Origin of the sequence: Methylobacterium gossipiicola (assembly GCF_900113485.1) — a bacterium.
In the GTDB taxonomy this organism is placed as follows: domain Bacteria; phylum Pseudomonadota; class Alphaproteobacteria; order Rhizobiales; family Beijerinckiaceae; genus Methylobacterium; species Methylobacterium gossipiicola.
On record NZ_FOPM01000023.1, the window covers coordinates 39,461 to 65,133 of the forward strand.

The window sequence follows — 25,673 nt, forward strand, 5'->3', positions numbered from 1 at the left end:
GGACCACGAACCGTGCTCGGATTGCCCCTGACCTTCGCCGCCCCCCTGGCGCTCGCCGCGCTCATCGCCCTGCCGGCCCTGTGGTTCCTGCTGCGGGTGACGCCGCCGCGCCCGCGCCGCATCGACTTCCCGCCCCTGCGGATCATGGCCGACCTGCTGCCGAAGCGCGAGACGCCGGCCCGCACGCCGCCCTGGCTCCTCATCCTGCGCCTGCTCGTGGCCGCCTGCCTCATCCTCGCGGTGTCCGGCCCGGTCTGGAACCCGTCGGGCCTCGGCGGCGCGGCGGGGCGCACGCCCCTCGTGGTGATGATCGACAACGGCTTCTCCGCCGCCCATGACTGGCGCGAGCGCCTCGCCGTCGCCGAGGACACGCTCGAAGCCGCCGCGCGGGACGGGCGCCCCGTCGCCCTGGTGGGCCTCGCCGAACCGCCGGCCGCCCTCGAAGCCCGCAGCCCGGCCGATGCCCTGGAGCGCCTGCGCGCCGTCTCGCCCCGGCCATACCTCGCCGCGCGCGGCCCGCATCTCCCGGCCCTCGCGACCTTCCTCGACCGCAACCCCGGGGCCGCCGCCCTCTGGATCAGCGACGGCGTCGCCGCGCCGGGGGAGGGCGGTTTTTCCAAGAATTTGGCCGACCTCGTCGCGAAGCACGGCACGGCCCTGACCATTTTGCGGGCGGACCGCCCGCCGGCCCTCGCCCTGTCGGGCGCCGAATCCGGCGGGCGCCTGACCGTCCGTGCCCTGCGGGCGGCGGCCAACGGGCGCGACGGCGGCACCGTGCGTGCCCTCGACCAGAAGGGCCTGCCCCTCGCCGAGACCGGCTTCACCTTCGCGGCCGATGCCACCGAGGCGGAGGTCGGCTTCGACCTGCCGGTGGAGCTGCGCAACGGCATCAGCCGCCTCGAAATCCTCGGCGAGCGTTCGGCCGGGGCCGTGACCCTCGTGGACGAGCGCGGCAAGCGCCGCCGGGTCGGCCTCGTCTTCGGCGGCACGAGCGATCAGGCCCAGCCCCTGCTGGCGCCGACGCATTATCTTTCCAAGGCCCTGACGCCGTTCGCCGACGTGCTGGAGCCGCGCGGGGCCAAGGGGGTGGCAGACTCCATCGCCCAGATGCTCGACGGACAGGTCTCCGTCCTCGTGCTCGCCGATGTCGGCGCCCTCGACGCCGCCACCCTGGAGCGGGTCGAATCCTTCGTCGATGCGGGCGGCCTGCTCCTGCGCTTCGCCGGGCCGCGCCTCGCCGCCGGCAACGATCCCCTAGTGCCCGTGCGCCTGCGCCGCGGCGGACGGACGCTCGGCGGGACCCTGTCGTGGGACAGCCCGAAGACGCTCGCCCCCTTCGCCCCCGAGAGCCCGTTCGCCGGTCTCACGCCTCCGGCCGATATCGGCGTGCGCCGCCAGATCCTGGCCGAGCCCGATGGCGACCTGCCGGGCCGGACCTGGGCTTCCCTGCAGGACGGCACCCCCATCGTCACCGCGCAGAAGCGGGGGCAGGGGCTCGTGGTCCTGTTCCACGTCACCGCCGACACCACGTGGTCGAACCTACCCCTGTCGGGCCTGTTCATCGACATGCTGCGCCGGGTGGTGGCGCTCGCCGGCACGGGAGCCAAACCGGCCGGCGAGGCGGCCCGCGCCCCGGCGGCGATTCTCGCCCCGCGCCTGACCCTCGACGGGTTCGGCGCCTTGGGAAGCCCGCCCCCCGGCGCCACCGCCGTGCCGGCGGATTACGCCGAGCGCGGTGCGTTCGAGCATCCGCCCGGCTTCTACGGTCCGCCGGAGGGCGGCATCGCCGTCAACGCCCTGACGCCGAGCGACCGCCTGTCCGCCCTCGACTTCGCGCCCCTTTCCACCGCCCGCACGGGGACCCTGGCCGGCGCCGAAACTCTCGATCTGCGCGCCCCACTCTTCACCCTGGCCCTCATGCTCCTCCTCCTCGACACCCTCGCGGGCCTCTGGCTCGGCGGCTTCCTGCGCCGCGTCGGCGGGCGGGCGGCGACGGCCGCCCTGGTGCTGGCCCTCGCCACACCCGGCATCGTGCCCGATCCGGCCCAGGCCCAAACCCAGAATGCGGGGAAGCCGGGCCACATCGAATCGGCCCTCGTCACCCGCCTCGCCTACGTCATCACCGGTGACGAGGCGGTGGATGCGGCGAGCCGGGCAGGCTTGACCGGCCTGACGCAGGTGCTCGCCAACCGCACCGCCCTGGAACCGGGCGAGCCCATCGGCCTCGATCCGGCCAAGGACGAACTCGCGTTCTATCCCCTGATCTACTGGCCCATCGCCGCCAATCGGCCGCAGCCGAGCGCGGTCGCGATCCGGCGCATCGACGCCTTCATGCGCAACGGCGGCACCGTGTTGTTCGACACCCGCGACGCGCTGACGGCCCGCCCCGGCGGCCCGCCGTCGCCCGAGGCCCTGTACCTGCGCACCATGCTGTCCACCCTCGAAGTCCCCGAGCTGGAGCCGGTGCCGCCCGACCATGTGCTGACCAAGGCGTTCTACCTCGTGGACAGCTTCCCCGGCCGCTACGCCACGGGTCAGACCTGGGTCGAGGCCCTGCCACCCGCCGCCGAGGGCACGGAGCGCCGCCCGGCGCGGGCGGGCGACGGCGTCTCGCCGATCATCATCACGGGCAACGATCTCGCGGCCGCCTGGGCGGTGGGCAAGGGCGGCGAGCCGCTCTACCCCGTCGTCGGCGGCGAGGAGCGTCAGCGCGAGATGGCGTTTCGCGGCGGCGTCAACGTCGTGATCTACACCCTTACGGGTAACTACAAGGCCGATCAGGTCCACGTGCCGGCCCTGTTGGAGCGCCTGGGCCAGTGAGCGGGATTTCGAGCAAGGAAGAGGCCGCGCGCCGATGCTGAGCCTCAGTTTCACCCCCCTGGTGCCGTGGCCGGTGCTCGCCGGCTTCGGCGTCCTCGTTGCGGTCTTCGCCGTCCTGGCAATCCTGGCACGCGGCGGCACCGCGCTTCTCCGCGCCCTCGTGCTGGGTCTCGTCCTCCTGGCCCTCGCCAACCCAGCCCTCGTGCGGGAGGACCGCGAGCCGGTCAAAGACGTCGTCGCCGTGGTGGTGGACCGTTCGGGCTCGCAGACGCTGGGCGACCGGCCGGCCATGACCGACACAGTCCGGGCCGAACTCCAGCGCCGCTTCGGCGCCCTGACGGGGATCGAGCCGCGCTTCATCGACGTGCCCGACGCCAAGGACAGCGACGACGGCACCAAGCTGTTCACCGCCCTCTCGCAGGCGCTGGCCGACGTGCCGCCTGAGCGCCTCGCCGGGGTGGTGATGCTCACGGACGGTGTGGTCCACGACATTCCGGCCTCGGCGGCGGCCCTCGGGATCAAGGGGCCGCTGCACGTCCTCGTCACCGGGCACCCGGACGAGCGCGATCGCCAGATCAAGCTCATCGAGGCACCGCGCTTCGGCATCGTCGGGCGCGATCTCACGATCCGCGCCGAGGTGATGGAGCGCGGCGGCACCGGCAACGCCGTCGTCACCGTGCGCCGCGACGGCGAGGAGGTGGGGCGGCGCAGCTTCCCCACGGGCAAGCCGTTCTCCCTTACCCTGCGGATCGAGCATGGCGGCCCCAACGTCGTCGAGATCGAGGTCGAGCCCTTGGCCGGCGAGCTCACCAACGTGAACAACCGCGCGGTCCTGCCCATCGAGGGAATTCGCGAAAAACTCAGGGTGCTTCTGGTCTCGGGCGAGCCGCACCAGGGCGAGCGGACCTGGCGCAACCTGCTTAAATCCGACGCCAACGTCGATCTCGTGCACTTCACGATTCTCCGCCCCCCGGAGAAGCAGGATGGCACGCCGATCTCGGAACTTTCCCTCATCGCGTTCCCGACGCGGGAGCTGTTCGTCCAGAAGATCAAGGATTTCGACCTGATCATCTTCGACCGTTACGCCAACCAGAGCGTGCTGCCGCAGGCCTATTTCGACAACATCGTCCGCTACGTCCGCGACGGCGGCGCGCTCCTCATCGCGGCGGGGCCGGAATTCGCCGGCCCGGCGAGTCTGGCCCGCACCCGGCTCTCGGCGATCCTGCCGGGCGAGCCCAACGGTCGGGTCGTCGAGCAGCCCTACAAGGCGGCCTTGACCGCCACGGGTACCCGCCATCCCGTCACCCGCGCCCTGCCGGGCTCGGACGCGACGCCCCCGGCCTGGGGCGACTGGCTGCGCATCGTCTCGGCGGGCGTGAAGCCCGGTATCCAGCCGATCCTCCAGGGGCCGAACGCCCTGCCGCTGCTGGCCCTCTCCCGCGAGGAGAAGGGCCGCGTCGCCCTGCTGCTGTCGGACCATGCCTGGCTGTGGGCGCGGGGCTACCAGGAGGGCGGCCCCTATCTCGATCTCCTGCGGCGGCTGGGGCACTGGCTGATGAAGGAGCCGGCCCTGGAGGAGGAGGCCCTGCGGGCGACGACCACGGGGCATGGCCGCGAGATCCGGGTCGAACGCCAGACCATGGCCGACACCGTCGAGCCCGTCACCGTCACGGGGCCGACGGGGGCCGAGCGCAGCCTCACCCTGACTCAGGCCGAACCGGGTCTGTTCGCCACGACCTTCGAGGCCGAGCAACTCGGGCTCCACACCCTGCGCTCGGGCAACCTTGTCGCCTTCGTCAGCGTCGGTCCGCCGAACCCGCGCGAGCTGACGGACGTCTTCAGCGACACCGACCGCCTCAGGGCGCTTGCCGAGGCCACGGGCGGCTCGATTCGCCGGGTGGCGGAAGCCGGCGGGACGGTGGTGCCGCGCCTCCAGACCGTGCGGAGCGGCCGCGCGAGCGGCGCCGATTGGATCGGCTTCCGCCCCAGCGACAGCGCCAACATCCGGGGTGTCGCGGTCTATCCCCTGGCGCTCGGCCTCTGGGCGCTGGCGGCCCTGGCGGCGGCGGTCCTCGCCATGTGGCTCGTGGAGGGACGGCGCGGCCGGGCGGCGTGAGGGATGGGAAACCACGTCCGATGATGGAGCCGCGCCCTTAAGGCTTGGTGAGGTTCCATCGTAACATAAGAGGGCTGCCGTAGCCGCGTTCGAACCGAGCCGCCCGATGCCCCTGTCCCTCGTCGATCCGACCGCCCCCCCCGTCCCGGATGCGGCGAGCAGCATGCGGCTCTCGGAACTCCTGGGGGCCTTGAGCCACGCCCTCGATCTCACCGAGGGCCAGCCGGAGGGGCACTGCGTGCGCGCGTGCTGGATCGGCATCCATATCGGCCGGGCCATGGGACTGCCGGACCTGCAACTCTGGGAACTCTACTACACGATCCTGCTGAAGGACCTCGGCTGCTCCTCGAACGCCGCGCGCATCTGCCAGCTGTACATGGCCGACGATCTCACCTTCAAACACGACTTCAAGACCGTCAGCGACCGCCTTCCCCAGGTTCTCGGTTTCGTCTTCTCGCATACGGGCCTGAAGGCGGGATTGGCGGACCGCTTCCGCGCCATCCTGAACATTCTGCAGAACGGCGGCGAGATCGCCCAGGAACTCATCGAGACCCGCTGCCAGCGCGGGGCCGAGATCGCCCGGCAGATGCGGTTCCCCGAATCCGTCTGCGGCGGTATCCTCGCCCTCGATGAGCACTGGAACGGGCAGGGCAAGCCCCATCGGCTGGCCGGTCCGGCGATTCCCCTCTACGCCCGCATCGCTCTCCTGGCGCAGATCGTGGACGTGTTCCATCGCTCGGCCGGCCGCGCCGCCGCCCTGGCGGAGGTCCGCTCGCGGACGGGGACGTGGTTCGACCCTCAGGTGACGGCGGCCTTCGAAGGCGTCGCCGCCTCGGACGAGTTCTGGGCCGTCCTGGCGTCGGACAACGTCGAGGAAGCCGTGTTCGCCCTCGAACCGGCCCAGCGCCAGATCGTCCTCGATGCCGATTACCTCGACGACATCGCCCGCGCCTTCGCGCAGGTGATCGACTCGAAGAGCCCGTTCACCTCCGGCCATTCCGAACGCGTCGCGGTCTATGCCGATCTGATCGCGGAGGAACTCGGCTTCGAGGCCGAGCGCCGCCGCTGGCTCAAGCGGGCGGCACTCCTGCACGACATTGGCAAGCTCGGAGTCTCGAACACCATCCTCGACAAGAACGGCAAGCTCGACGATTCCGAATGGATCGCCATGCGCAACCATGCCTCTCTGTCCGAGAACATCCTCGGCCGGGTCGAAGCCTTCCGGGAGATGGCCCGCATCGGCGGCGGGCATCACGAACGCCTCGATGGCAAGGGTTATCCCCGGGGCCTGGCGGGCGAGGCGATCTGCCTCGAGACCCGCATCGTCTCGGTGTCCGATGTGTTCGACGCCCTCACGGCCAACCGACCCTATCGGGCGGCAATGCCGATCCCGAAGGCCCTCGGCATCATGCGCGACGAGGTCGGGACCTCGTTCGATCCGGCCTGCTTCGCCGCCCTGGAACGGGCGCTGGCGCGCCTCGAAACGCCGAGGGCGCAAGCAGCCTGACGGCGAACGCCCGTGATACCTCCGAGCGAACCCTTCGGTCTCGGGTGAGCATCGCCCCCAGCCCGAGGATCAGCGCGGGCGCACCGCGCTGACGGTTCCCGACACCGTCTCGGCCGCGCCCGGCACGAGTTCGCAACAGAGGAAGCGGGCGGGGTCGACGGGGCCGGGCGGGACCAGCCGGCCGGGCGGCACGGGGGTGAAGCCGAAGCGGCGGTAATAGGGCGCGTCGCCCACCAGCACGACGAGGCCGTGGCCGGCGCTCCGGGCGGCGTCGAGGGCCGTGTGCATGAGGCTGCTGCCGATGCCGCGTCCCTCGAAACTCGGATCGACGGTCAGGGGTCCCAGCACGAGGAGAGACCCACCGGCCTCGGCTGGCCACAGGCGGACGGAGCCGACGAGATAGGAACCCACGAGGGCCGTAAAGCAGAGTTCCGAGACGGGCGCGCTGCCCTCGCGGAGGCGGTAGGCGGTGCGGGCGAAGCGGCCCGGCCCGAAGGCGCGGGCGTGCAGACGCTCGATGCCGGCCGCGTCCCCGGGATGCTCCGTGCGCAGGATCAGCGGCAGGGCGGTCACGTCGCGCGGGCCGAGAAATCGATGCGCGGGTCGATCCAGGTGTAGATCAGATCCGACAGCAGGTTCACCGCCAGCCCCACGAGGGAGAAGATGTAGAGGGTCGCGAACACCACCGGATAGTCGCGCCCGACGATGGAGGTGAAGGACAGGAGCCCGAGACCGTCCAGGGAGAAGATCGTCTCGATGAGGAGCGAGCCCGTGAAGAAGGCCGAGATGAAGGCCGCCGGAAAGCCCGCGATGACGATGAGCATGGCGTTGCGGAACACGTGCCCGTAGAGCACCCGGCGCTCGGACAGGCCCTTCATCCGCGCGGTCAGGACGTATTGCTTGCGGATCTCGTCGAGGAACGAGTTCTTCGTGAGCAGAGTCGAGGTCGCGAACGCTCCGAGTACCAGGGCGGTGAGCGGCAGGACCATGTGCCAGGCATAGTCCACCACCTTGCCCCACAAGCTCAGGGTCGCGAAGTTCTCGGAGGTGAGGCCGCGTAGGGGAAAGAGCTGGAGGAACGAGCCCCCGGCGAACAGGATGATGAGGGCGATGCCGAACAGGAAGCTCGGGATGGCGTAGCCGATGATGACGACGCCCGAGGTCCAGAGGTCGAAGCGCGAGCCGTCATGCACCGCCTTGCGGATGCCGAGCGGGATCGAGATGGCGTAGGAGATCAGCGTCATCCAGAGGCCCAGGGAGATCGACACCGGCAGGCGCTCGCGGATCAATTGCAGCACCGACACGTCGCGAAAGTAGCTCTTGCCGAAATCGAACCGGGCATAGTCCCAGATCATCTTCAGGAACCGCTCGGGGGCCGGCTTGTCGAAGCCGAATTGCTGTTCGAGCTTCTTGATGAAGGCCGGGTCGAGCCCCTGGGCGCCGCGATAGCGGGCATTGGTCTCAGCCCCACCGGAATTGGCCCGTGCCGCGCCGCCGAGATCGCCGGCCCCGCCGGTGATGCGCGACAGGCTGCCGTCGCCCTGGCCCTGGATCTGCGCCAGCACCCGCTCGACGGGGCCGCCGGGGGCGAATTGCACAATGGCGAAGGTGATGAGCATGATGCCGAGGATCGTCGGCACCATGAGGGCGAGGCGGCGCAGGATGTAGGCGAACACTCTCGAAACCTCAGTTGCGGCCGATGCGCCGGGCCTTTTCCGCGTCGTACCACCACACGCCCGGCACGCCGAGGTCGTAGGCCGGTCCCTTGGCCGGACGGCCGTAGACGTCCCACAGGGCGAGGCGGTGGTCGGCCTTGTACCACATGGGCACCCAGTAACGCCCGGCCCGCAGGGTCCGGTCGAGGGCACGGCAGGCGGTGACGAGATCGGCCCGGGTCCGCGCCTCGGCGACCCGGTCGAGGAGCCGGTCGATGGCCGGATTGCTGATGCCCGCAAGGTTGTTGGAGCCCGGCGTCGCGGCGCTGCGCGATCCGTAGACCTCGCGCAATTCGGCGCCCGGATTCACCCCGCTGGCGTAGCGCCGCGAGGTGACGTCGAAGTCGAAATCCTTCAGGCGCGACTGGTACTGCGAGGCATCGACGAGGCGAAAGCGGGCCTTGATGCCGATGAGGCCGAGGTTGCGGATGAACGGGTGCGTCACCGGCTCGAACACCGGATCGGCGTCGAGGAACTCGATCTCCAGGGGCTTGCCGCCGGGGAGCCGCACGATCCCGCCCTCGCGGGTGCAGCCGGCCTCGCGCAGCAGCGCCACGGCGCGGCTGAGGTTGGCCCGGTCCTGGCCCGAACCGTCGGAATCCGGCGGCGTCCAGGCTTGCCCGAACACCTCCGCGGCCAGGTCGGCACGCAGGGGATCGAGGAGGGCGAGCTCGGCGGCGTCGGGCGTCCCCGTGGCCTTGAGGTCGGAATTTTCGAAGAACGAGGCCGTGCGGAGGTAGCTGCCGTAGAACAGGTTCTTCTTCGACCACGCGAAGTCGAAGCACAGGCCGATGGCCTCGCGCACCCGGGCATCGCGGAACGCCTCGCGGCGGGTGTTGAGGAACCAGCCCTGCGTGCCGGAGGGGCGCGCATCGGGCAACACCTCCCTACGCACCCGGCCTTCGGTGACGGCGGGAAAATCGTAGAGCGTCGCCCAGACGCGGGCGGTGAACTCTTCGCGGAACGTGAAGGCACCGCTCTTGAACGCCTCGAACCCCACCTGACGGTCGCGAAAATACTCGTACCGGATGGCGTCGAAATTGTTCTGGCCGACATTCACGGGCAGATCGGCGGCCCAGTAATCGGCCACCCGCTGCAGCTCGATGAAGCGGCCAGGCTCGAGGCGCCCGACCTGATACGGGCCGGAGCCGAGGGGCGGCTCCAAGGTCGAGGCCTCGAAGTCGCGTTTTTCGTAATAGGCCGCCGAGAACACCGGCAGGGTCGCGACGAACAGCGGTAGGTCGCGGCTGCGGCCGGGCGCGAAGCGGACCGTTACGGTCTCGTCGCCCTCGGCCACCGCCTCGCTCATGTCCCGGATCACCTGGGAAATCTCCGGGTGGCCCTTGTCCTTCAGGAGCATGAGCGAGAAGGCGACATCCCGCGCCGTCAGCCGCGAACCGTCGTGGAACCGCGCCTGGGGCCGCAGGGCGAAACGGTAGGTCAGGCCGTCGTCGGAGATCTCCACCGCGCGGGCGACGAGGCCATAGAGGGCATCGGGTTCGTCGAGCGCCCGCACCATCAGGGAATCGAAGGTGAGGTTCATCCCCGCCGCGCCATCGCCGCGCAGGACGTAGACGTTGAGGGTGTTGAAGGTGTCGCTCGCCTGATTGCCGAAGGTCTGAGTCAGCTGCGCTGAGAACCGGCCGCCGCGCGGGGCCTCCGGATTGACGTAGTCGAAGTTCCGGAAATCGGCCGGGTACTTCAGGTCGCCGAAGCTCGACAGGCCATGGTGGGTGCGTGACTGTGCCCGCGCTGGCAGGGCGGCGGCGGCGGCGATCGCCCCGGCGCCGAACACGAGGGTGCGCCGGGTTGCGCCGCTCAACGGGGCGCTCCCGTCTTGGCCGCGAGCGCCTCGTCGTACCACCACGTGGTCGGGAAGCCCGAGCTGCCGTAGGTCGGCAACACCTTGGGATGGGCGAACCGATTCCACCGGATGGTCCGCGAGACGTTGGAAGCCCATTGCGGCACCACGAAATCGTGGGCGAGGAGCACCCGGTCCAGGGCATGGGTGGCGGCCAGGACCGTGGGCCGGTCCTTGGCGAAGATCACCCGGTCGATGAGGGCGTCGATGCCCGCATCCTTGATGCCGATGAGGTTGCGCGAGCCTTCCTTGCCGGCGGCGGCCGAGCCCCAATATTCGCGCTGCTCATTGCCGGGCGAGAGGGATTCGGGCCAGGACGCCGTGGTGACGTCGAAGTCGAAGGCGCGGATCCGGTTCTGGTACTGCGCCTGATCGATGACCCGCAGGCTGCTCTGGATGCCGATGAGCTTGAGCTGGGCGGCGTAGGGCAGGATCACCCGCTCGAACACGTTCTGGAATTCGAGGAACTCGACGGTCAGCGGCTCGCCGGTCTTGGCGTTGACCATCTGGCCGCCGCGCAATTCGTAACCCGCTTCCTTGAAGAGCCGCACGGCCTCGCGCAGGTTGGCGCGCACGGCGTCGGGCGTGCCGGAGACGGGGTTGGTGTAGGGCGTCGTGAACACGGAGGCCGGGACCTTGTCGCGCACGCTCTCCAGAATCGCCAATTCCTCGCCCTGGGGCAGGCCGGAGGAGGCCAGTTCCGAGCCGTAGAAATACGAGTCGATGCGCTTGTAGAGGCCGTAGAACAGCGCGCGGTTCATCTCCTCGAAATTCATCGCGAGGTTGAAGGCCCGGCGCACGCGCGGATCGGCGAACTTCGCTCGGCGGGTGTTGAAGGCGAAGGCCTGCATGTTGCCGTTGCCGCGATCGGGGAACTCCTCCTTGACGAGGCGGCCCTCCTTCACGGCAGGAAAATCGTCGTAGGCGGTGGCCCAGTTGCGGGCGATGTTCTCGGCGCGGAAGTCGTAGAGATCGCCCTTCAGGGCTTCGATCTGCACGGTGGCGTCGCGGAAATACTCGAACCGCATCGTGCCAAAATTATAGCGACCGACGTTGACCGGTAGATCCTTGCCCCAGTAATCGGCCACGCGCTCGTAGGTGGCGCTGCGGCCAGGCTCGAACTTGGCGAGCCGATAGGGGCCGGAACCGAGGGGGATTTCCAGGGTGGTCTGCGTCACGTCGCGGGGGCGGCCCTGCGCATCCTGACCCGTCCACCAATGTTTCGGCAGCACGCGCAATTGCCCGATCACCTGGGGCAATTCGCGGTTGCCGGCTTCCGCGAAGGTGAAGGTCACCTCGCGCGGCCCCGTCACCTCGGCCTTGGTCACGGTGTGATAGTAGGCGGCGAGCGACGGGCTGTTCTCCTTCTGCACGGTGAAGGACCACACCACGTCCTCGGGCGTGATCGGCTGGCCGTCATGCCAGCGCGCCCCCTCGCGCAGGCGGTAGGTGACGGCGGAGAGGTCGTCCGCGAGGCGCAGCCCCTCGGCGATGAGGCCGTAGGAGGAGAACGGCTCGTCGGCCGACTCGGTCATCAGGGTATCGTAGATCTGCGCGATACCGTTCTCGAGGTCGCCCTTGCGGCCCGCCACGACGATGTTGAAGTTGTCGAAGCCCCCCTGTGCCCCGAGGCGCACGAGGCCGCCCTTGGGTGCGGCCGGGTCGGCATAATCGAAATGCTTGAAATCCGCGCCGTATTTCGGCTCGCCCATGAGGGTGACGGCATGGCGCCAAACGCCGGATGGGACTTTTTCGGGAGCGGTCTGGCTTGCCGGATCGGGCGCGGCCTGGGCTGCGGGCGTCAGGGCTCCGAAGGCCAGGGAAGCGGCCAGGAGGCGTCCGATCAGGGCGTGTCGCATCACGATGGGGCGATCTTTCCGTTTGGTCCAGGGCCTCCCGCGTGCCGTCCGCGCGACGACAGCAGGGGGCTGTTCTAGGACGGACGGAGGGGCGGCGCCAAGGGCGCGCATCCGCGCAACGGCAAGAGTACGCACCAGCGCGCGCAGAACGAAGAAGGCCGGGCTTGGGCCCGGCCTTCCGTCTCATCGAGACCTGTCGCTTCCTACTCGCCCTGCTTCGGAGCCGGAGGCGTCGGCGGGGTGCCCGCCGGCTTTACCGCATCTGCGGGTTTCGCCTCGGCCGGCTTCGCATCCGCAGGCTTGACGTCCGCAGGCTTGGCCTCGGCCTTCTTCTCCGCCGCCGGCAGGGGCGCGGGGCTGTCCGACAGGGTGCGCAGGTAGGCGATGACGTCGGCGCGCTCCGTGGGCGAGGCGATGCCGGCGAAGGCCATCTTGGTGCCGGCGACGTAGCCCTTCGGATTGGTCAGGAAGTGGTCGAGTTCGTCGTAGGTCCAGGTGCCGCCCTTCTCCTTGAGGGCGGCGGAATATTCGAACCCGCTCTCATGCGCCTTCTGCCGGTCGACGACGCCCCAGAGGTGCGGGCCGACCTTGTTCGGACCGCCCTTGTCGAAGCTGTGGCACGAGGCGCACTTCTTGGCGGCCGATTGGCCCTTGTCGGCGCTGGCGCTGGCGAGCCGGATCGGAAGGGGCTCGGCCTTCACCTCGGGGGCGGCGCCGGCGGCCTTGGCCTGCGGCTCGGGCAGGGCGTAGCCGGCGGCCCCGGCGGGCTTCGGGTGATAGATCAACTCGGCGACGAACCCGGACCCCACGGCGAACAGGAGTGCGCCGAGCGCAGCACCCGCGACCTTGTTCAGCTCGAAAGAGTCCATTCTCGACAACTCCGGTGCGTCCGTTCGGGCGCGCTAGGACGGGTCCGGACGCGGGGCGCATCGGACTTTGGAAACGGTCGAGAGTGCTTAGCCGCTGCGGCCCGATCTTGACAATGGCGCGGGGGGACGCCGCGTAGTCGCAGAGGCCGATCCGTAACTCGTCCGCTCCGAACCGCCCCGTCGGCCCCGCCATGACAAGGCGCGCCACCGCTGCTAAGCGCAGGCACGAGATTTCCTCGACCGCCGAAGGCTCCCCGGAGCCCGGGGCGGCCGGCCCGCCGGAGCGTGTCGAGACATGTCCGATCCCCTCATCCTCATCCCCGCGCGCCTCGCCGCGACCCGCCTGCCGGGCAAGCCGCTCCTCGACCTCGACGGCGCGCCGATGATCGTCCACGTCTGGCGCCGGGCCGTCGAGGCCGGGATCGGTCCCGTGGTGGTGGCCACCGACGCCCCCGCCATCCGGGACGTCATCGAGGCGCAGGGCGGCATCGCCGTGATGACGCGGGCCGACCACCCGTCCGGCTCCGACCGCCTCGCCGAAGCCCTGGAGATCGTCGATCCGCAGGGCAACCACGACGTCGTCGTCAACGTGCAGGGCGACCTGCCGACCATCGATCCGGCCATCATCGGCGCCGCGATCCTGCCGCTCACCGACAAGGCCGTGGACATCGCCACCCTGTGCGCGGTCATCACCCACGAGGCGGAGCGCGACGACCCGAACGTCGTCAAGCTCGTGGGCCATCCCTTGAGTCCGCACCGCCTGCGGGCCCTCTACTTCACCCGCGCCCGGGCGCCATGGGGGGAGGGGCCGCATTACCACCATATCGGCCTCTACGCGTATCGCCGCCGGGCGCTCGCCAAATTCATGGCCCTGCCGCCCGGCACCCTGGAGACCCGCGAAAAGCTCGAACAGCTGCGGGCCCTCGAAGCCGGGATGCGCATCGACGCCATCATCGTCGACGACCTGCCGCTCGGCGTCGACACCCCGGCCGACCTCGAACGCGCCCGGGCCGTCGTCTCCGCCCGGCGCCTGAACTGATCCTCGACACCCGGACCCTTCGATGCCCCACCGCACCATTTCCTACCAGGGCGAGCCCGGCGCCAACTCGCACATCCTCTGCGCCCAGGCCTATCCGGACTGGACGCCGCTGCCCTGCGCGACCTTCGAAGACGCCTTCGCGGCGGTGAACGAGGGCCGGGCCGCCCGGGCGATGATCCCCATCGAGAACTCCATCGCCGGCCGCGTCGCCGACATCCATCACCTCATCCCGACGGCGCGCCTACACATCGTCGCCGAACACTTCCTGCCGATCCATTTCCAACTGATGGTGCTGCCGGGGACGAAGGCGGAGGCGCTCAAGACCGTGCACAGCCACGTCCATGCGCTGGGGCAGTGCCGCAAGATCATCCGGCGCCTGGGGCTCCGCGCCGTGGTGGCGGGCGACACGGCGGGCGCCGCCCGCGAGGTGGCGCAGGCCGGCGACCCGACCCGCGGCGCCCTGGCCCCGGCGCTCGCGGCGGAGGTCTATGGCCTGGAGATCGTGGCTCGGAACGTCGAGGACGAGAGCCACAACACCACGCGCTTCGTCGTCTTCGCCCCCGAACCCGAGGTGCCGGAGCCGAACGCCGCGCCTTCCGTCACGAGCTTCGTCTTCCGGGTGCGCAACATCCCGGCGGCCCTCTACAAGGCGCTCGGCGGGTTCGCCACCAACGGCGTCAACATGTCGAAGCTCGAGAGCTACATGGTCGAGGGCCAGTTCTCCGCGACCCAGTTCTACGCCGAGGTCGACGGCCACCCCGAGGAGCCGGGCCTCGCCCGGGCGCTGGAGGAACTTGGCTACTTTTCGCGGGAAGTGCGGATCATCGGCACTTATCCGGCCGATCCCTATCGCGAGGTCAGCCGGCTCGCGGCGGAGTAGGGGCGCCGCGCCTCAGCCGCCCTGGCTCGTCATGGCGAGGCCGGCGGTCCGACAGATGTCCTTGGCGGGTTCGTTGAGGATGGTCTGGGCCGCCGGCACGTCACGCTCGGCCATGCGGCTCTGGATCGGGGAGGGGGTGGCCGCCGGGGCGTACGCCATGGCGGTGGTGGGCTGGCTCGGCATCATGAGCTCGTGGGAACCGGGCTTGCGCTTCTCGTAGAAGACGTTGCCGCCCGCCGCCGCCACGTAGTGCATGTTGTTGTAGGGGAAGCGCAGGCCGGCCGTGTGGAAGTGCATGGCCCGGCCGACCTTCGGGTGGCGCTGCCCGTCGAGGATCGCGTCGGCGACCTCGGCCACCTTCGGCAGATCCCGGGCCGCCATGGCCCTGGTCAGCACCCCGGGGGCGAATTGCCGGGGCTGGCCGACCACGGAGCAGATGCTGCTGCCGGGCGGGGCCGCCTGCACCCGGTTCATCACCACGGTGCCCACGGCCAGCAACCCGTCGCGGTCGCTGCGGTTCGATTCGAAGTACATGGCGCGGCCGAGGCAGTCGCGCTCCTCGTCGGTGACGGCGATGGGGCGGGCGGCCAGGGAGCCGGTGGTCTGGACGGCGGAGGTGGAGGATTGGCAGGCGCCGAGGACCGGAAGCGTCAGGATCAAGCCGAAGGCCGACCCCGCCGTCTTCGTCCAGGATTTCTGCGCCCCCCGTTTCCGCGCCCAGGATCCCCGCATGCCGTCTCGCTCCACGTGATGGGTGTCGCCCGGACGTTGGCCCGAGCCGATCGGTCACGGCCACGCTTGGCCGCAATGATGGTCATTTTCGGGCAGGACCCGGTTCAACAAGGCCCGGTTCAGGCGGCCTTCGCCGGGCCGACCAGGACGGCGGGGGGCAGCGCCTCCGCCGCCGGGGTCGCCGGGGTGAATTCGAGGACGCGCAGGGCCGGGGCGGCGGGCTCGGCCGGAACCGGCACGACGGAAACCGCCTCGACGACGGGGGCCGGCTCGGGCGCGGCTTCCGCGACCGGCGCGGGGCGCGACTGCTCGAACAGGGCGGCGCCCGCCTTCGGCCCGGCGGCCTTCACGAGGGTCGCCTCGCCGCAGGTGCCGGCCATGCGCAGGCCGAGGTCGAGGAGACGCTCGCGCTCGACGCAATACGCCGCGACCCGGGCGCGGGCATATTCGGTCATGCCGGCGATGAGGGCGTCGAGCTCGGCCCCCTGCGCACGGTAGAGCGTGGTGATGAGCTCGACGGGGATCGGGTACTTCGCCAGGGTCGGCGTGGTGGGCCGGAGGGGAGAGGATGCCATCGCGGGTCCAGTCACTGTGCGGAAGCATCAGTTCGACCCGGTTTGGTTAACAAACCCTTACCGGCCCTCGGTTCGGCTATTCCCGCTTGATCACCCGGTCGACGACGAGATCCGACCAGAAGCCGGGCCGGAAGTCGCGCTTGAGCGCCTCCGGATCGTAGACGGTCTCGACCCAGGTGAGGAAATCGAGGCCGCGCGCCTCGCCTTCGCGCAGGTAGCGTTCGAAGAACGCATCGAGGATGCCGGTCTTGGCGAAGCGGAAATGGCCGTAGCGGGCCGAGAGCTGGCCCATGGCCTCGGAGACGGGCCGGCCTTCGTGCAGGACGAGGTAGAGCACCGCCCCCATGCCGGCCCGGTCGGCGCCGGACTTGCAGTGCATCATCGCCGGGTATTCGACGCTGGCGAAGAAATCCTTGGCGGCCAGGATCGTCTCGCGGGACGGGGCCTCGCGCGAGCGCAGGACGAACTCCACCAGGGTGAGCCCCTCCCGCGCGCAGGCTTCGCGCTGGAGCGGCCAGGAGCCGTGCTCGCGCCCGCCCCGCAGGGAGATGACGGTGCGCACCCCCTGTCGCTTGAACCACGCGAGTTGGTGCGGCGTCGGCTGGGCCGAGCGCCACAGCTTGCCCTGGCCCACCCGGTGGCGGTTGAGATAGGCGAGGCGGAACACGCCGTGATCGACGAGCAGCATGTTCGCCCAGGCCTTCGCCCGCGAGACCGGGCCGGCGATGGGCCGCTCGAACCGGGCGATGCGGGCCATGCGGCGCGCATAGCGGGTCTCGGGCTTCAGGAAGCGTTTGAACACGGGGCGGGCGGTCGCGGCTCTGCGGGGGAGCCCGGCATCTATCAGGCGCGCCCCGGCCGGGCAAACCGCCACGGCATCGACCTTGCCTCGTCTCGCCCTGCCCAATCCCGTCTCAACTTGGCCGGGATCGTCAGCTTCGATGCGGTGTCCGGGGGCAGGACGGCACGCGCGGGGACCCGCCATGAGCACGAGCACCACCAGTATCCGCCGCGCCCGCCCCCTGGATGCCGACCGCCTGTCGGAGGTGTTCGACGAAACTTGGCGCGAGGCTTATCGCGGTCTCATTCCGGGCGTGTCCCTGGAGCGGATGATCGCCCGGCGCGGCGCGCCGTGGTGGCTCGGGGCGGCCCAGCGCCGCCGCCCCCTGGTGGTGGTGGAGACGGGGGAGGGCGTCGTGGGCTACGCCGTCTACGGGCCGGCCCGGGGGCCCGCCCTCGGCACGGCGGCGGAGATCGACGAACTCTACATCCTGCCCACTCACCAGGGTCTCGGCCTCGGGCGCCGTCTGTTCCGCGCCGTGCGCAACGACCTGCACGACCAGGGCCTGCACACCCTCGGGGTCTGGGCGCTGGCCGGCAACGACCGGGCGGAGGCGTTCTATCTCGGCCTCGGCGCCACGGTGGCGGGACAGGCGCGCGACAGCATCGCGGGCGCCGTGCTCCCCAAGATCGGCTACCGCTTCGACTGACGGTCGCCTCGCCAAAGCGGCGGGGCGTGCCCATCTCCTGCAGGTGAGGCAGCCGGAGGAGAGCCGATGACCATCGAGGCGCAGCAAACCGTCACGGCGAGAGACTGGGACGACCGCGTCGCCCGCCTCACGCGCAAGATGCCGGACAGCCTCGCCCGCGCCCTCGACTGGCTGCGCGAGCCGTCGCGGCGGGTGGTGCGGATCGTGGCGGCGATCCTGTTCATCCTCGGCGGCATCTTCTCGATCCTGCCGGTGCTCGGCCTGTGGATGCTGCCCGTCGGACTCGCGCTCCTCAGCGAGGATATTCCCGGCCTCAAGGTGCCCCTGGAACGCAGCGCCCGCTGGATCGTGGCGACCTGGGAGCGGGTGAAGGCGCGGTTCCGGCGGTGAAGGGCCGATGATAATCCCCGCCAAACGTAGCCGTATGGCCAAACCGCCGATTTCCTTGGTGGACCAACGGCCCTAAGAGACGGCGGGAGAGGCCCCTGAGCCCGGAACGCGGGAGAAACAGCCCATGATCATCGACAATGTCTCGATCGGCAAGAATGCCCCCGACGACGTGAACGTCATCATCGAGGTTCCCATCGGCGGCGACCCGATCAAGTACGAGATGGACAAGGAATCCGGCGCCCTCGTGGTCGATCGGTTTCTCTACACGGCGATGCATTACCCGGGCAATTACGGCTTCATCCCGCACACCCTCTCGGGGGATGGCGACCCGTGCGACGTGCTCGTCGCCAACACCCGCGCCATCGCGCCGGGCGCCGTCATGAGCGTGCGCCCCGTCGGCGTGCTGGTGATGGAGGACAATGCCGGCGAGGACGAGAAGATCATCGCCGTCCCGTCGCGCCACCTCACCATGCGGTACGACCGGGTCGAGAACTACACCGATCTGCCCGACATCACGATCCACCAGATCCAGCACTTCTTCGAGCACTACAAGGATCTCGAGCCCGGCAAGTGGGTGAAGATCGTGCGCTGGGGCGACAAGGCCGAAGCCCACCGCCTCATTCAAGAGGGCATCGACCGCGCCAAGGCGCGCAAGGCCTGAATCCGGGTCTCGAAGGGCGAGCCCTTCGCGGGTCCAGGGCAGAGCCCTGGAGGCCCCGCCTGAGACCGAGGCGCGGGCGGCTTAAAGGGCCTGCCCGCGCAGCAGGCGCGGTCCGTCGCCGCGCCGGGCGGCGGCCTGCCCGATGAACAGGCGCTTGAGGCCCGGCAGACGATCGACGAGGCCGAGGCCGAGGTCGCGGGCGAGGCGAACCGGCAGGGCGTCCGTGGAGAACAGGCGGTTGAGACCGTCCGTCATCGCCCCCATGGCGAGGGTGTCGAACCGGCGATCCCGCTCGTAGGCCCGCAGCACGTCGGGCGCGCCCGGATCGAGGCCGAGGCGCAGGGCGTCGGTGACGGCTTGCGCCAGGGACGCCGCCCCCGCGAGGCCAAGGTTCAGGCCCTGGCCGGCGATGGGGTGGATGACGTGGGCGGCGTCGCCCAGCAGCGCGAGCCGCTCGGCCCGGAACCGGCGCGCGATTCCGAAGGCGAGGGGATGGGCGCTCGGGCCCGCCTCCAGCACGATGCGGCCGAAGCCATGGCCGAACCGCCGCTCGATCTCCGCCAGGGTCTCGTCCGAACCGCCACCCAGCAGGGCTGCGACGTCCGCTTTCCGCTCGGTCCAGACGATGGACGAGCGATGACCGAGTTCGCCGCCCGCGACGAGGGGCAGGATGGCGAAGGGACCGCTCGGCAGGAAGTGCTCGTAGGCGCGGCCGCCATGGGGGCGCTCGTGCCCGATGGTCGCGACGATTCCGCTCTGGGGATACCCCCAGCCGACCCAGCCGATGCCGGCGGCCTCGCGCAGGCGCGAGCGAGCCCCGTCCGCCGCTACGAGGAGGCTCGCGGTCTCCTGAGTGCCGTCGCTCCGCGTGAGGGCGATGGCCTCCCCCGCCGGATCGGCGGCGACGATGCCGACCGGATCGAGGGCGACGCCCGCCGCCGCGCAGGCGGCGAGAAGGGCCTCGACGAGGGGTTCGGCCTCGACCATGTGGGCGAAGGGTTCGCCGGGGGCGACATCCGCATCCTGCGCGAAGGTGAGGAAGACCGGGCGGACGGGGTCGGTCAGCCGGCTGTCGCTCACCGCCATGTCGCGGATCGGCTCGGCGGCCTTGGCCACGGCGTCCCAGATTCCGAGGCGCTCGAACATCCGCCGGCCACCGGCCGCCACGGCGTAGGCCCGGCCGCGATGGCGCGCCGTACCGGAGGCCAACCCCGGATCGCAGATCGTGACGGCGAGGGCCGGCCCGTGGGCCTGCTTCAAGGCCAGTGCGAGGCTGAGCCCCGGAATCCCGGCCCCCGCCACCACCACCCTGCGCTGCCCCGATCCGCCCATCTCAGCTCCCCGTGCCGACTTGGTTTTTCCAGTGCCACTCCAGGCGCCCGAGGGCAACGCGCGGGAACGGGGCGCGGCATCGTCGCCCGTCCGGCCTACACGGGCGCACCGCATGGATCGGCGCAGCGAGGCTTGCTAAAGCCGGGGCCTCCTTCCCCATCGCGACCGAGGCCGCCGCATGACAGGCATCGTCACCGAACTCCTCGACATCCTCGACCTCGCGCCCTCGGGCGAAGACCGGTTCACGGGGACTAGCCTGCAGACGGGGTGGTTCCGGGTCTTCGGTGGCCAGGTGGTGGCCCAGGCCCTCGTCGCCGCCTCCCGCACGGTCCCGGAGACGCGCCCGCCCCATTCCCTGCACGCCTACTTCCTCCTCGGCGGCGACCCGGCGGCGCCCATCGACTACGCCGTCGAGCGCATCCGCGACGGCGGCAGCTTCGCGACCCGCCGGGTGGTGGCGCACCAGCACGACCGGCCGATCTTCGCCATGTCGGTGTCCTATCACGATGCCCAGGCGGGCGTGTCGCACCAGGCGACCATGCCGGACGTGCCGCCCCCCGAAGCCGTGGCGGAAGCGCCTGCTGCGGCGGCGCAGGCGGCCCGGGACGGCGCCGCGATCCCGGCGCCGATCCTCTCCTATTTCGGCCGCAAGCGCCCCATCGAACTGCGCCCCGTCGAGATCGAGCGCTATCTGCGCCGCGCCCCGCGCGAGCCGCGCTTCCACGTCTGGATGCGGGCCGTCGACCGCCTGCCCGACGATCCCGCCATCCACCGGGCGGTGCTGGCCTACGCCTCCGACATGACGCTCCTCGACGCCACCCTGATCCCGCACGGGCAGACGGTGTTCGACGGCGAGATCCAGTCGGCGAGCCTCGACCATGCCCTGTGGCTGCACCGCCCGTTCCGGGCCGACGAATGGCTGCTCTACGCCCAGGACAGCCCGAGCGCCGACGGCGCCCGGGGCTTCGCCCGGGGCCAGATTTTTTCGCGCGACGGGACCCTCGTCGCCTCCGTCGCCCAGGAGGGCATGATCCGGCCGCGCCGGACCGAGGCATAGGAAAGGGCGGCTTCCGAATGGGCGGAAGGCGCCGAACGGCGCGCTTTCTGCCCATCGAAACGCCATGTCGCCCTTTTCTCAGGCAAGCTTGGCCGAAGTTTCGCCTGGATCGGGGTCAGGCTCCGGACAGTTTCTGGGCATTTGCGGAACCCGGCAAAAAGTTCCCAGCTGGCATAGTCCTTGAATGATGGCGCCCAAGCGTCTGGGTCATTCCGATCCGCGCGAACAGCCTGACCGGACGGATCGCGACGCGAGAGCGCGCCGGACGGACACCAACTCGGGACAAGGGGGCGCCGCCCATGAAAATCGTGATGGCTATCATCAAGCCGTTCAAGCTCGAGGAGGTCCGGGACGCCCTGACCGGCATCGGCGTGCACGGCCTCACCGTCACCGAGGTGAAGGGCTACGGGCGCCAGAAGGGCCATACCGAGATCTATCGCGGCGCCGAATACGCCGTGAGCTTCCTGCCCAAGCTGAAGATCGAGGTGGCGGTGGCCTCCGAGCTCGTCGGCAGCGTCATCGACGCCATCGCGGCGGCCGCCCGCACGGGCCAGATCGGCGACGGCAAGATCTTCGTGCTGCCCCTCGAGAAGGCCGTGCGCATCCGCACCGGCGAGACCGACGTCGACGCCCTCTAGGCCGACGGCACCGCGTCCGGCCCGTTCCCGGGCCTGGGGAGAGCCGGGCCGCCGCCCCCGCCCCTGATCCTCCAACTCAAGCTTCGTACAGCGACCGGGAGTCCTGTTTCCATGAAACTTCGCAATGCCCTGGCCCTCGGGATGGGAGGCGCCGCCCTGGCCCTCCTGTTCGCCGAGCCATCCCTCGCGCAATCGCCGACCCTGGAGGCCACGACGGCCGCCGCGAGCGCCGCGCCGGTTCCGAACAAGGGCGACACGGCCTGGATGCTCGTCTCCAGCGCCCTCGTGCTGTTGATGGTCGTGCCCGGCCTCGCCCTGTTCTACGGCGGCCTCGTGCGCACCAAGAACATGCTCTCGGTGCTGACGCAGGTCTTCGCCATCGCATGCATCTCGTCGCTCCTGTTCGTGATCTTCGGCTACTCCCTCGCCTTCACCAATGGCGGTGGCCTCAACGACTTCGTCGGCGGCTTCTCCAAAGCCTTCCTCAAGGGCATCGACGCGAACTCCACCGTCGCCACCTTCTCGAACGGCGTCGTGATCCCCGAATACGTCTACATCTGCTTCCAGATGACGTTCGCCATGATCACCCCGGCCCTCATCGTCGGCGCCTTCGCCGAGCGGATGAAGTTCTCGGCGCTGGTGGTGTTCATGATCCTCTGGACCACGCTCATCTATTTCCCGATGGCCCACATGGTCTGGTACTGGGGCGGCCCGGATGCCGTCGGCAACGCCGCCAAGGCGCTGGCCGCCGCCACCGACGACGCCTCGAAGGCGACCGCCCAGGCGGCCCTCGACGCCGTGAACGCCGATGCCGGCCTGCTGTTCAAGTGGGGCGCCCTCGACTTCGCCGGCGGCACCGTGGTGCACATCAACGCGGGCATCGCGGGCTTCGTCGGCTGCCTCATGCTGGGCAAGCGCATCGGCTACGGCCGTGACCTGCTGGCTCCGCACTCCCTGACCATGACCGCCATCGGCGCCTCGCTCCTCTGGGTCGGCTGGTTCGGCTTCAACGCCGGCTCGAATCTCGAGTCCAACGGCACCGCCGCCATGGCCATGCTCAACACCTTCGTGGCCACCGCCGCCGCCGCCCTCTCGTGGCTGTTCGTCGAGTGGATGCTGAAGGGCAAGCCGTCGCTGCTGGGCATGCTGTCGGGCGCCATCGCGGGCCTCGTCGCCGTCACCCCGGCCGCCGGTTTCGCCGGCCCCATGGGCTCCATCGTCCTCGGCCTCGCGGCCGGCGCCGTGTGCTTCATCATGTGCTCCACGGTGAAGAACGCGCTCGGCTACGACGACTCGCTGGACGTGTTCGGCGTCCACTGCATCGGCGGCATCCTCGGCGCCATCGCGACGGGCATCCTGGTGAACCCGGCCTTCGGCGGCGTCGGCCTGCCGGACTACGCCTCGAAGCCCGGTGAACTCGCCGTCGCCCCCTACGAGATGGCCACCGCCGTCCTGAGCCAGCTCAAGGCGGTCGGTTTCACCATCGTGTGGTCGGCGGTCGGCTCCGCGGTCCTGTACAAGCTCGTCGACCTCACCATCGGTCTGCGCGTCACCCAGGACGAGGAGCGCGAGGGCCTCGACATCGCCGATCACGGCGAGCGCGCCTACAACTACTAGGATCGATCGTCCCCGGCTTGGCCGGGGGCGTTGGGACCGAGGCCCCGGATCGTTCGATCCGGGGCCTTTTTCGTGCCACGGCTCCATCAGTGGCGGACGGAGCCGCCGAACGGAGGCAGGCTTAAACAGCCATTAACTTCGCGGCCGTTAGCGTTACCGGATCGTTCCCCCATCGCGTCTGGTTCAGCATGCGCTCGCTTCGCCGTTCCGCATCGCCCTACGACACGTTCGTCGACAGCTTTCGCCCGTTCCTGGCCAAGCGGATGACGGAGTTGGGCGGACTCATCCTGTTCATCGGCGCGACGGCCCTCACCGTCGCCCTGGCGACGTGGTCCATCGACGATCCGAGCCTGAACCACGCCACGGACCACGCCGCCCACAACGTCCTGGGCACGAGCGGGGCGGTGATGTCCGACCTCGCCATGCAGCTCCTCGGGCTCGGCTCCCTCGCCTTCGTGCTGCCGCCGGCCCTGTGGGGGGTGCAGCTCATGCGCTCCCGGGCCCTGCCGCGCGGGGGCCTGCGCATCACCCTGTGGATCATCGGCTTCTTCTCGGCGAGCGCGGTGGCCAGCGCCCTTCCGTCGACGGCGCGCTGGCCCCTGCCCACGGGGCTCGGCGGCGTCGCGGGCGATTCGCTCATCCACGCCGCCCGCACCATCGTGGGCGTCGTCGCCTCGCCCGCCGTCGCCCTGGTCGGGTTCGTGTTCGCCGGCCTCGCCATCCTCAGCATCACGGGCGCCTGCCGCGTCGGCGACGCGTTGGAGGAGGAGGACGAGCCCCTGCACCCCGTCCGCCCCGTGGCGCGCACCCGCGCCGACGGCCGCTACGAGGAGGACGAACCGAGCCTCGGAATCGTGTCCCTCGGCGCCCTGGCGCAGGTGCTCATGGGCGGCCGCGCCGCGCTCGCCAACCGCATCGAGACCTGGCGCGAGGGACGCGCCGCCGGGGCGGTACCGGCGCATGACGTGGCGTCGCCCGCCCTCGCGGCGCGGCGCGCCTTCTCGGACGAGCCGCAGCCCTGGGAGGCGCACACGCCGCAGGGCGCCCGCCGCGAGCCGGTGTTCGACGGCGCCGCCCCGCCCGCCAAGCGGGAGGCCGCGCCCAGGCGCGCCGCCCCCGTCCTGCACGACGACGAGCCCGACGACGGCGGCGAGGCGTTCTTCACCGAGGAACCGCCGGCGGCACCGGATACCCGTTCGCGCGTCGCGGCCCCGCCGGCGCCCCCCGTGCCGCAGCGCAGGCCGGCGCCGGCCCCGGTCAATCCCGGCACCTACGCGCTTCCGCCCCTCGGTCTCCTGGCCGAGCCGCCCCTGGTCTCGCCCTCCGCCCAGGTCTCGTCGGAAGCCCTCGAACAGAACGCCACCCTGCTCGAAGCGACGCTGGGCGATTTCGGCGTGCGGGGCGACATCCTCGCCGTGCGGCCCGGCCCCGTCGTGACCCTGTACGAGTTGGAGCCGGCCCCCGGCACCAAGTCGAGCCGCGTCATTTCCCTGGCCGACGACATCGCCCGGTCCATGTCCGCCGTCTCGGCCCGCGTCGCCGTGGTGCCCGGCCGCAACGCCATCGGCATCGAATTGCCGAATGCCAGGCGCGAGACCGTGTACCTGCGCGAACTCCTCGCCTCCGTCGATTTCGCCGAGACGAAGCAGAGTCTCGCCCTGTGTCTGGGCAAGAATATCGGCGGTGAGCCGATCATCGCCGATCTTGCCCGGATGCCGCACCTGCTGGTGGCCGGTACCACCGGCTCGGGCAAGTCCGTGGCCATCAACACCATGATCCTGTCGCTGCTCTACCGGATGACCCCGGAGGAGTGCCGCCTGATCATGGTCGATCCGAAGATGCTCGAACTCTCCGTCTACGACGGCATCCCGCACCTGCTCTCGCCCGTCGTCACCGACCCGAAGAAGGCGGTCATCGCCCTCAAATGGGCCGTGCGCGAGATGGAGGAGCGCTACAAGAAGATGTCCAAGGTCGGTGTGCGCAACATCGACGGGTTCAACGCCCGCCTCGCCGAGGCGCGGGCGCGCGGCGAGATCCTGACCCGAACCGTCCAGACCGGGTTCGACCGCGAGACCGGCGAGGCCGTCTACGAGAACGAGGAGATGGACCTCTCGGCGCTGCCCTACATCGTCATCGTGGTCGACGAGATGGCCGACCTCATGATGGTGGCGGGCAAGGACATCGAGGGGGCGATCCAGCGCCTCGCCCAGATGGCGCGGGCCGCCGGCATCCACCTCATCATGGCGACGCAGCGCCCGTCGGTGGACGTCATCACCGGCACCATCAAGGCGAACTTCCCGACCCGGATCTCCTTCCAGGTGACCTCGAAGATCGATTCGCGCACGATTCTGGGCGAGATGGGCGCCGAGCAGCTGCTGGGCCAGGGCGACATGCTGTTCATGGCCGGGGGTGGGCGCACCACCCGCGTGCACGGGCCGTTCTGCTCGGATTCGGAGGTCGAGAGCGTGGTGGCGCACCTCAAGCGACAGGGCCGTCCGTCCTACCTCGAAGCCGT

At 70.4% G+C, this 25,673-nt stretch carries 20 protein-coding genes and 1 pseudogene; 12 read left to right on the forward strand and 9 right to left on the reverse strand.

Going from position 1 to position 25,673, the window contains the following annotated elements; all coding sequences use genetic code 11:
• The first annotated feature begins 12 nt into the window (after positions 1-12).
• From BM249_RS17100 to BM249_RS17110, 3 genes are all read left to right on the forward strand, one after another.
• Positions 13-2,820, forward strand: a complete 2,808-nt coding sequence (locus BM249_RS17100) for a DUF4159 domain-containing protein (RefSeq protein WP_091974279.1) — start codon at positions 13-15, stop codon at positions 2,818-2,820.
• A gap of 34 nt (positions 2,821-2,854) precedes the next feature.
• Positions 2,855-4,936 (forward strand): hypothetical protein, encoded by a 2,082-nt coding sequence (locus BM249_RS17105; protein WP_091974281.1) that lies wholly within the window; start codon positions 2,855-2,857, stop codon positions 4,934-4,936.
• Between the two features lie 106 nt (positions 4,937-5,042).
• Positions 5,043-6,443 (forward strand): HD-GYP domain-containing protein, encoded by a 1,401-nt coding sequence (locus BM249_RS17110; RefSeq protein WP_091974283.1) that lies wholly within the window; start codon positions 5,043-5,045, stop codon positions 6,441-6,443.
• 69 nt (positions 6,444-6,512) lie between these two features.
• Here BM249_RS17110 and BM249_RS17115 read toward each other — a convergent pair whose 3' ends face one another.
• From BM249_RS17115 to BM249_RS17135, 5 genes and pseudogenes are all read right to left on the reverse strand, one after another.
• On the reverse strand, positions 6,513-7,016 hold the full coding sequence (locus BM249_RS17115; RefSeq protein WP_091974285.1) for a GNAT family N-acetyltransferase: 504 nt from the start codon (positions 7,014-7,016) through the stop codon (positions 6,513-6,515).
• Entirely contained in the window at positions 7,013-8,119 is a 1,107-nt protein-coding gene (locus BM249_RS17120; protein ID WP_091974287.1) for a microcin C ABC transporter permease YejB, read from the reverse strand. Before BM249_RS17120 ends, BM249_RS17115 begins: the two co-directional genes overlap by 4 nt.
• Positions 8,120-8,129: 10 nt before the next feature.
• Positions 8,130-9,980 carry an extracellular solute-binding protein gene (locus tag BM249_RS17125; RefSeq protein WP_091974288.1) on the reverse strand — a complete coding sequence of 617 codons (1,851 nt, stop codon included), beginning with the start codon at positions 9,978-9,980 and terminating at the stop codon, positions 8,130-8,132.
• A complete protein-coding gene (locus tag BM249_RS17130) occupies positions 9,977-11,878 on the reverse strand; it encodes an extracellular solute-binding protein (RefSeq protein WP_091974289.1) in 1,902 nt (633 codons plus the stop codon). The genes BM249_RS17125 and BM249_RS17130 overlap by 4 nt, the downstream gene beginning before the upstream one ends.
• A 221-nt stretch (positions 11,879-12,099) precedes the next feature.
• A pseudogene (locus BM249_RS17135) lies at positions 12,100-12,747 on the reverse strand (c-type cytochrome); the annotation flags it as partial.
• 295 nt (positions 12,748-13,042) lie between these two features.
• Here BM249_RS17135 and BM249_RS17140 point away from each other — a divergent pair.
• Positions 13,043-13,786: a 3-deoxy-manno-octulosonate cytidylyltransferase gene (locus BM249_RS17140; protein ID WP_091974291.1), complete on the forward strand. Its 744-nt coding sequence runs from the start codon at positions 13,043-13,045 to the stop codon at positions 13,784-13,786.
• A 22-nt stretch (positions 13,787-13,808) separates the two neighbouring features.
• Positions 13,809-14,666, forward strand: coding sequence for a prephenate dehydratase (locus tag BM249_RS17145; RefSeq protein WP_091974292.1), 858 nt, complete (start codon positions 13,809-13,811; stop codon positions 14,664-14,666).
• Positions 14,667-14,678: 12 nt separating this feature from the next.
• On the opposite strand, the gene BM249_RS17150 is transcribed toward BM249_RS17145, so the two are convergent.
• The 3 genes from BM249_RS17150 to BM249_RS17160 form a co-directional block, all read right to left on the reverse strand.
• Positions 14,679-15,398, reverse strand: a complete 720-nt coding sequence (locus BM249_RS17150) for a cell wall hydrolase (RefSeq protein WP_091974293.1) — start codon at positions 15,396-15,398, stop codon at positions 14,679-14,681.
• Positions 15,399-15,517: 119 nt separating this feature from the next.
• Entirely contained in the window at positions 15,518-15,973 is a 456-nt protein-coding gene (locus tag BM249_RS22040) for a hypothetical protein (protein WP_244528837.1), read from the reverse strand.
• A 76-nt stretch (positions 15,974-16,049) separates the two neighbouring features.
• Positions 16,050-16,775: a fused DSP-PTPase phosphatase/NAD kinase-like protein gene (locus tag BM249_RS17160; RefSeq protein ID WP_091974294.1), complete on the reverse strand. Its 726-nt coding sequence runs from the start codon at positions 16,773-16,775 to the stop codon at positions 16,050-16,052.
• A 181-nt stretch (positions 16,776-16,956) separates the two neighbouring features.
• On the opposite strand from BM249_RS17160, the gene BM249_RS17165 reads away from it, so the two are divergent.
• The 3 genes from BM249_RS17165 (at position 16,957) to ppa (ending at position 18,514) form a co-directional block, all read left to right on the forward strand.
• Complete coding sequence (locus BM249_RS17165) at positions 16,957-17,463, forward strand: GNAT family N-acetyltransferase (RefSeq protein WP_091974295.1); 507 nt, start codon at positions 16,957-16,959, stop codon at positions 17,461-17,463.
• A 66-nt stretch (positions 17,464-17,529) separates the two neighbouring features.
• On the forward strand, positions 17,530-17,853 hold the full coding sequence (locus BM249_RS17170; RefSeq protein ID WP_091974296.1) for a hypothetical protein: 324 nt from the start codon (positions 17,530-17,532) through the stop codon (positions 17,851-17,853).
• Positions 17,854-17,977: 124 nt separating this feature from the next.
• Positions 17,978-18,514 (forward strand): inorganic diphosphatase, encoded by a 537-nt coding sequence (gene ppa, locus BM249_RS17175; protein WP_091974297.1) that lies wholly within the window; start codon positions 17,978-17,980, stop codon positions 18,512-18,514.
• An 81-nt stretch (positions 18,515-18,595) separates the two neighbouring features.
• On the opposite strand, the gene BM249_RS17180 is transcribed toward ppa, so the two are convergent.
• Positions 18,596-19,846: an FAD-dependent monooxygenase gene (locus BM249_RS17180; RefSeq protein ID WP_091974298.1), complete on the reverse strand. Its 1,251-nt coding sequence runs from the start codon at positions 19,844-19,846 to the stop codon at positions 18,596-18,598.
• Positions 19,847-20,024: 178 nt separating this feature from the next.
• Here BM249_RS17180 and tesB point away from each other — a divergent pair, with 178 nt between their 5' ends.
• The 4 genes from tesB to BM249_RS17200 form a co-directional block, all read left to right on the forward strand.
• The gene (gene tesB, locus BM249_RS17185) at positions 20,025-20,903 is read left to right on the forward strand and encodes an acyl-CoA thioesterase II (protein ID WP_091974300.1); all 879 of its coding nucleotides are present in this window, start codon (positions 20,025-20,027) and stop codon (positions 20,901-20,903) included.
• Positions 20,904-21,202: 299 nt separating this feature from the next.
• Complete coding sequence (locus BM249_RS17190; protein ID WP_091974302.1) at positions 21,203-21,541, forward strand: P-II family nitrogen regulator; 339 nt, start codon at positions 21,203-21,205, stop codon at positions 21,539-21,541.
• A gap of 111 nt (positions 21,542-21,652) precedes the next feature.
• Positions 21,653-23,158 carry an ammonium transporter gene (locus BM249_RS17195; RefSeq protein WP_091974304.1) on the forward strand — a complete coding sequence of 502 codons (1,506 nt, stop codon included), beginning with the start codon at positions 21,653-21,655 and terminating at the stop codon, positions 23,156-23,158.
• Positions 23,159-23,346: 188 nt separating this feature from the next.
• Positions 23,347-25,673 (forward strand): DNA translocase FtsK (locus BM249_RS17200; protein ID WP_091974306.1); only part of this gene is annotated, 2,327 nt, incomplete at its 3' end.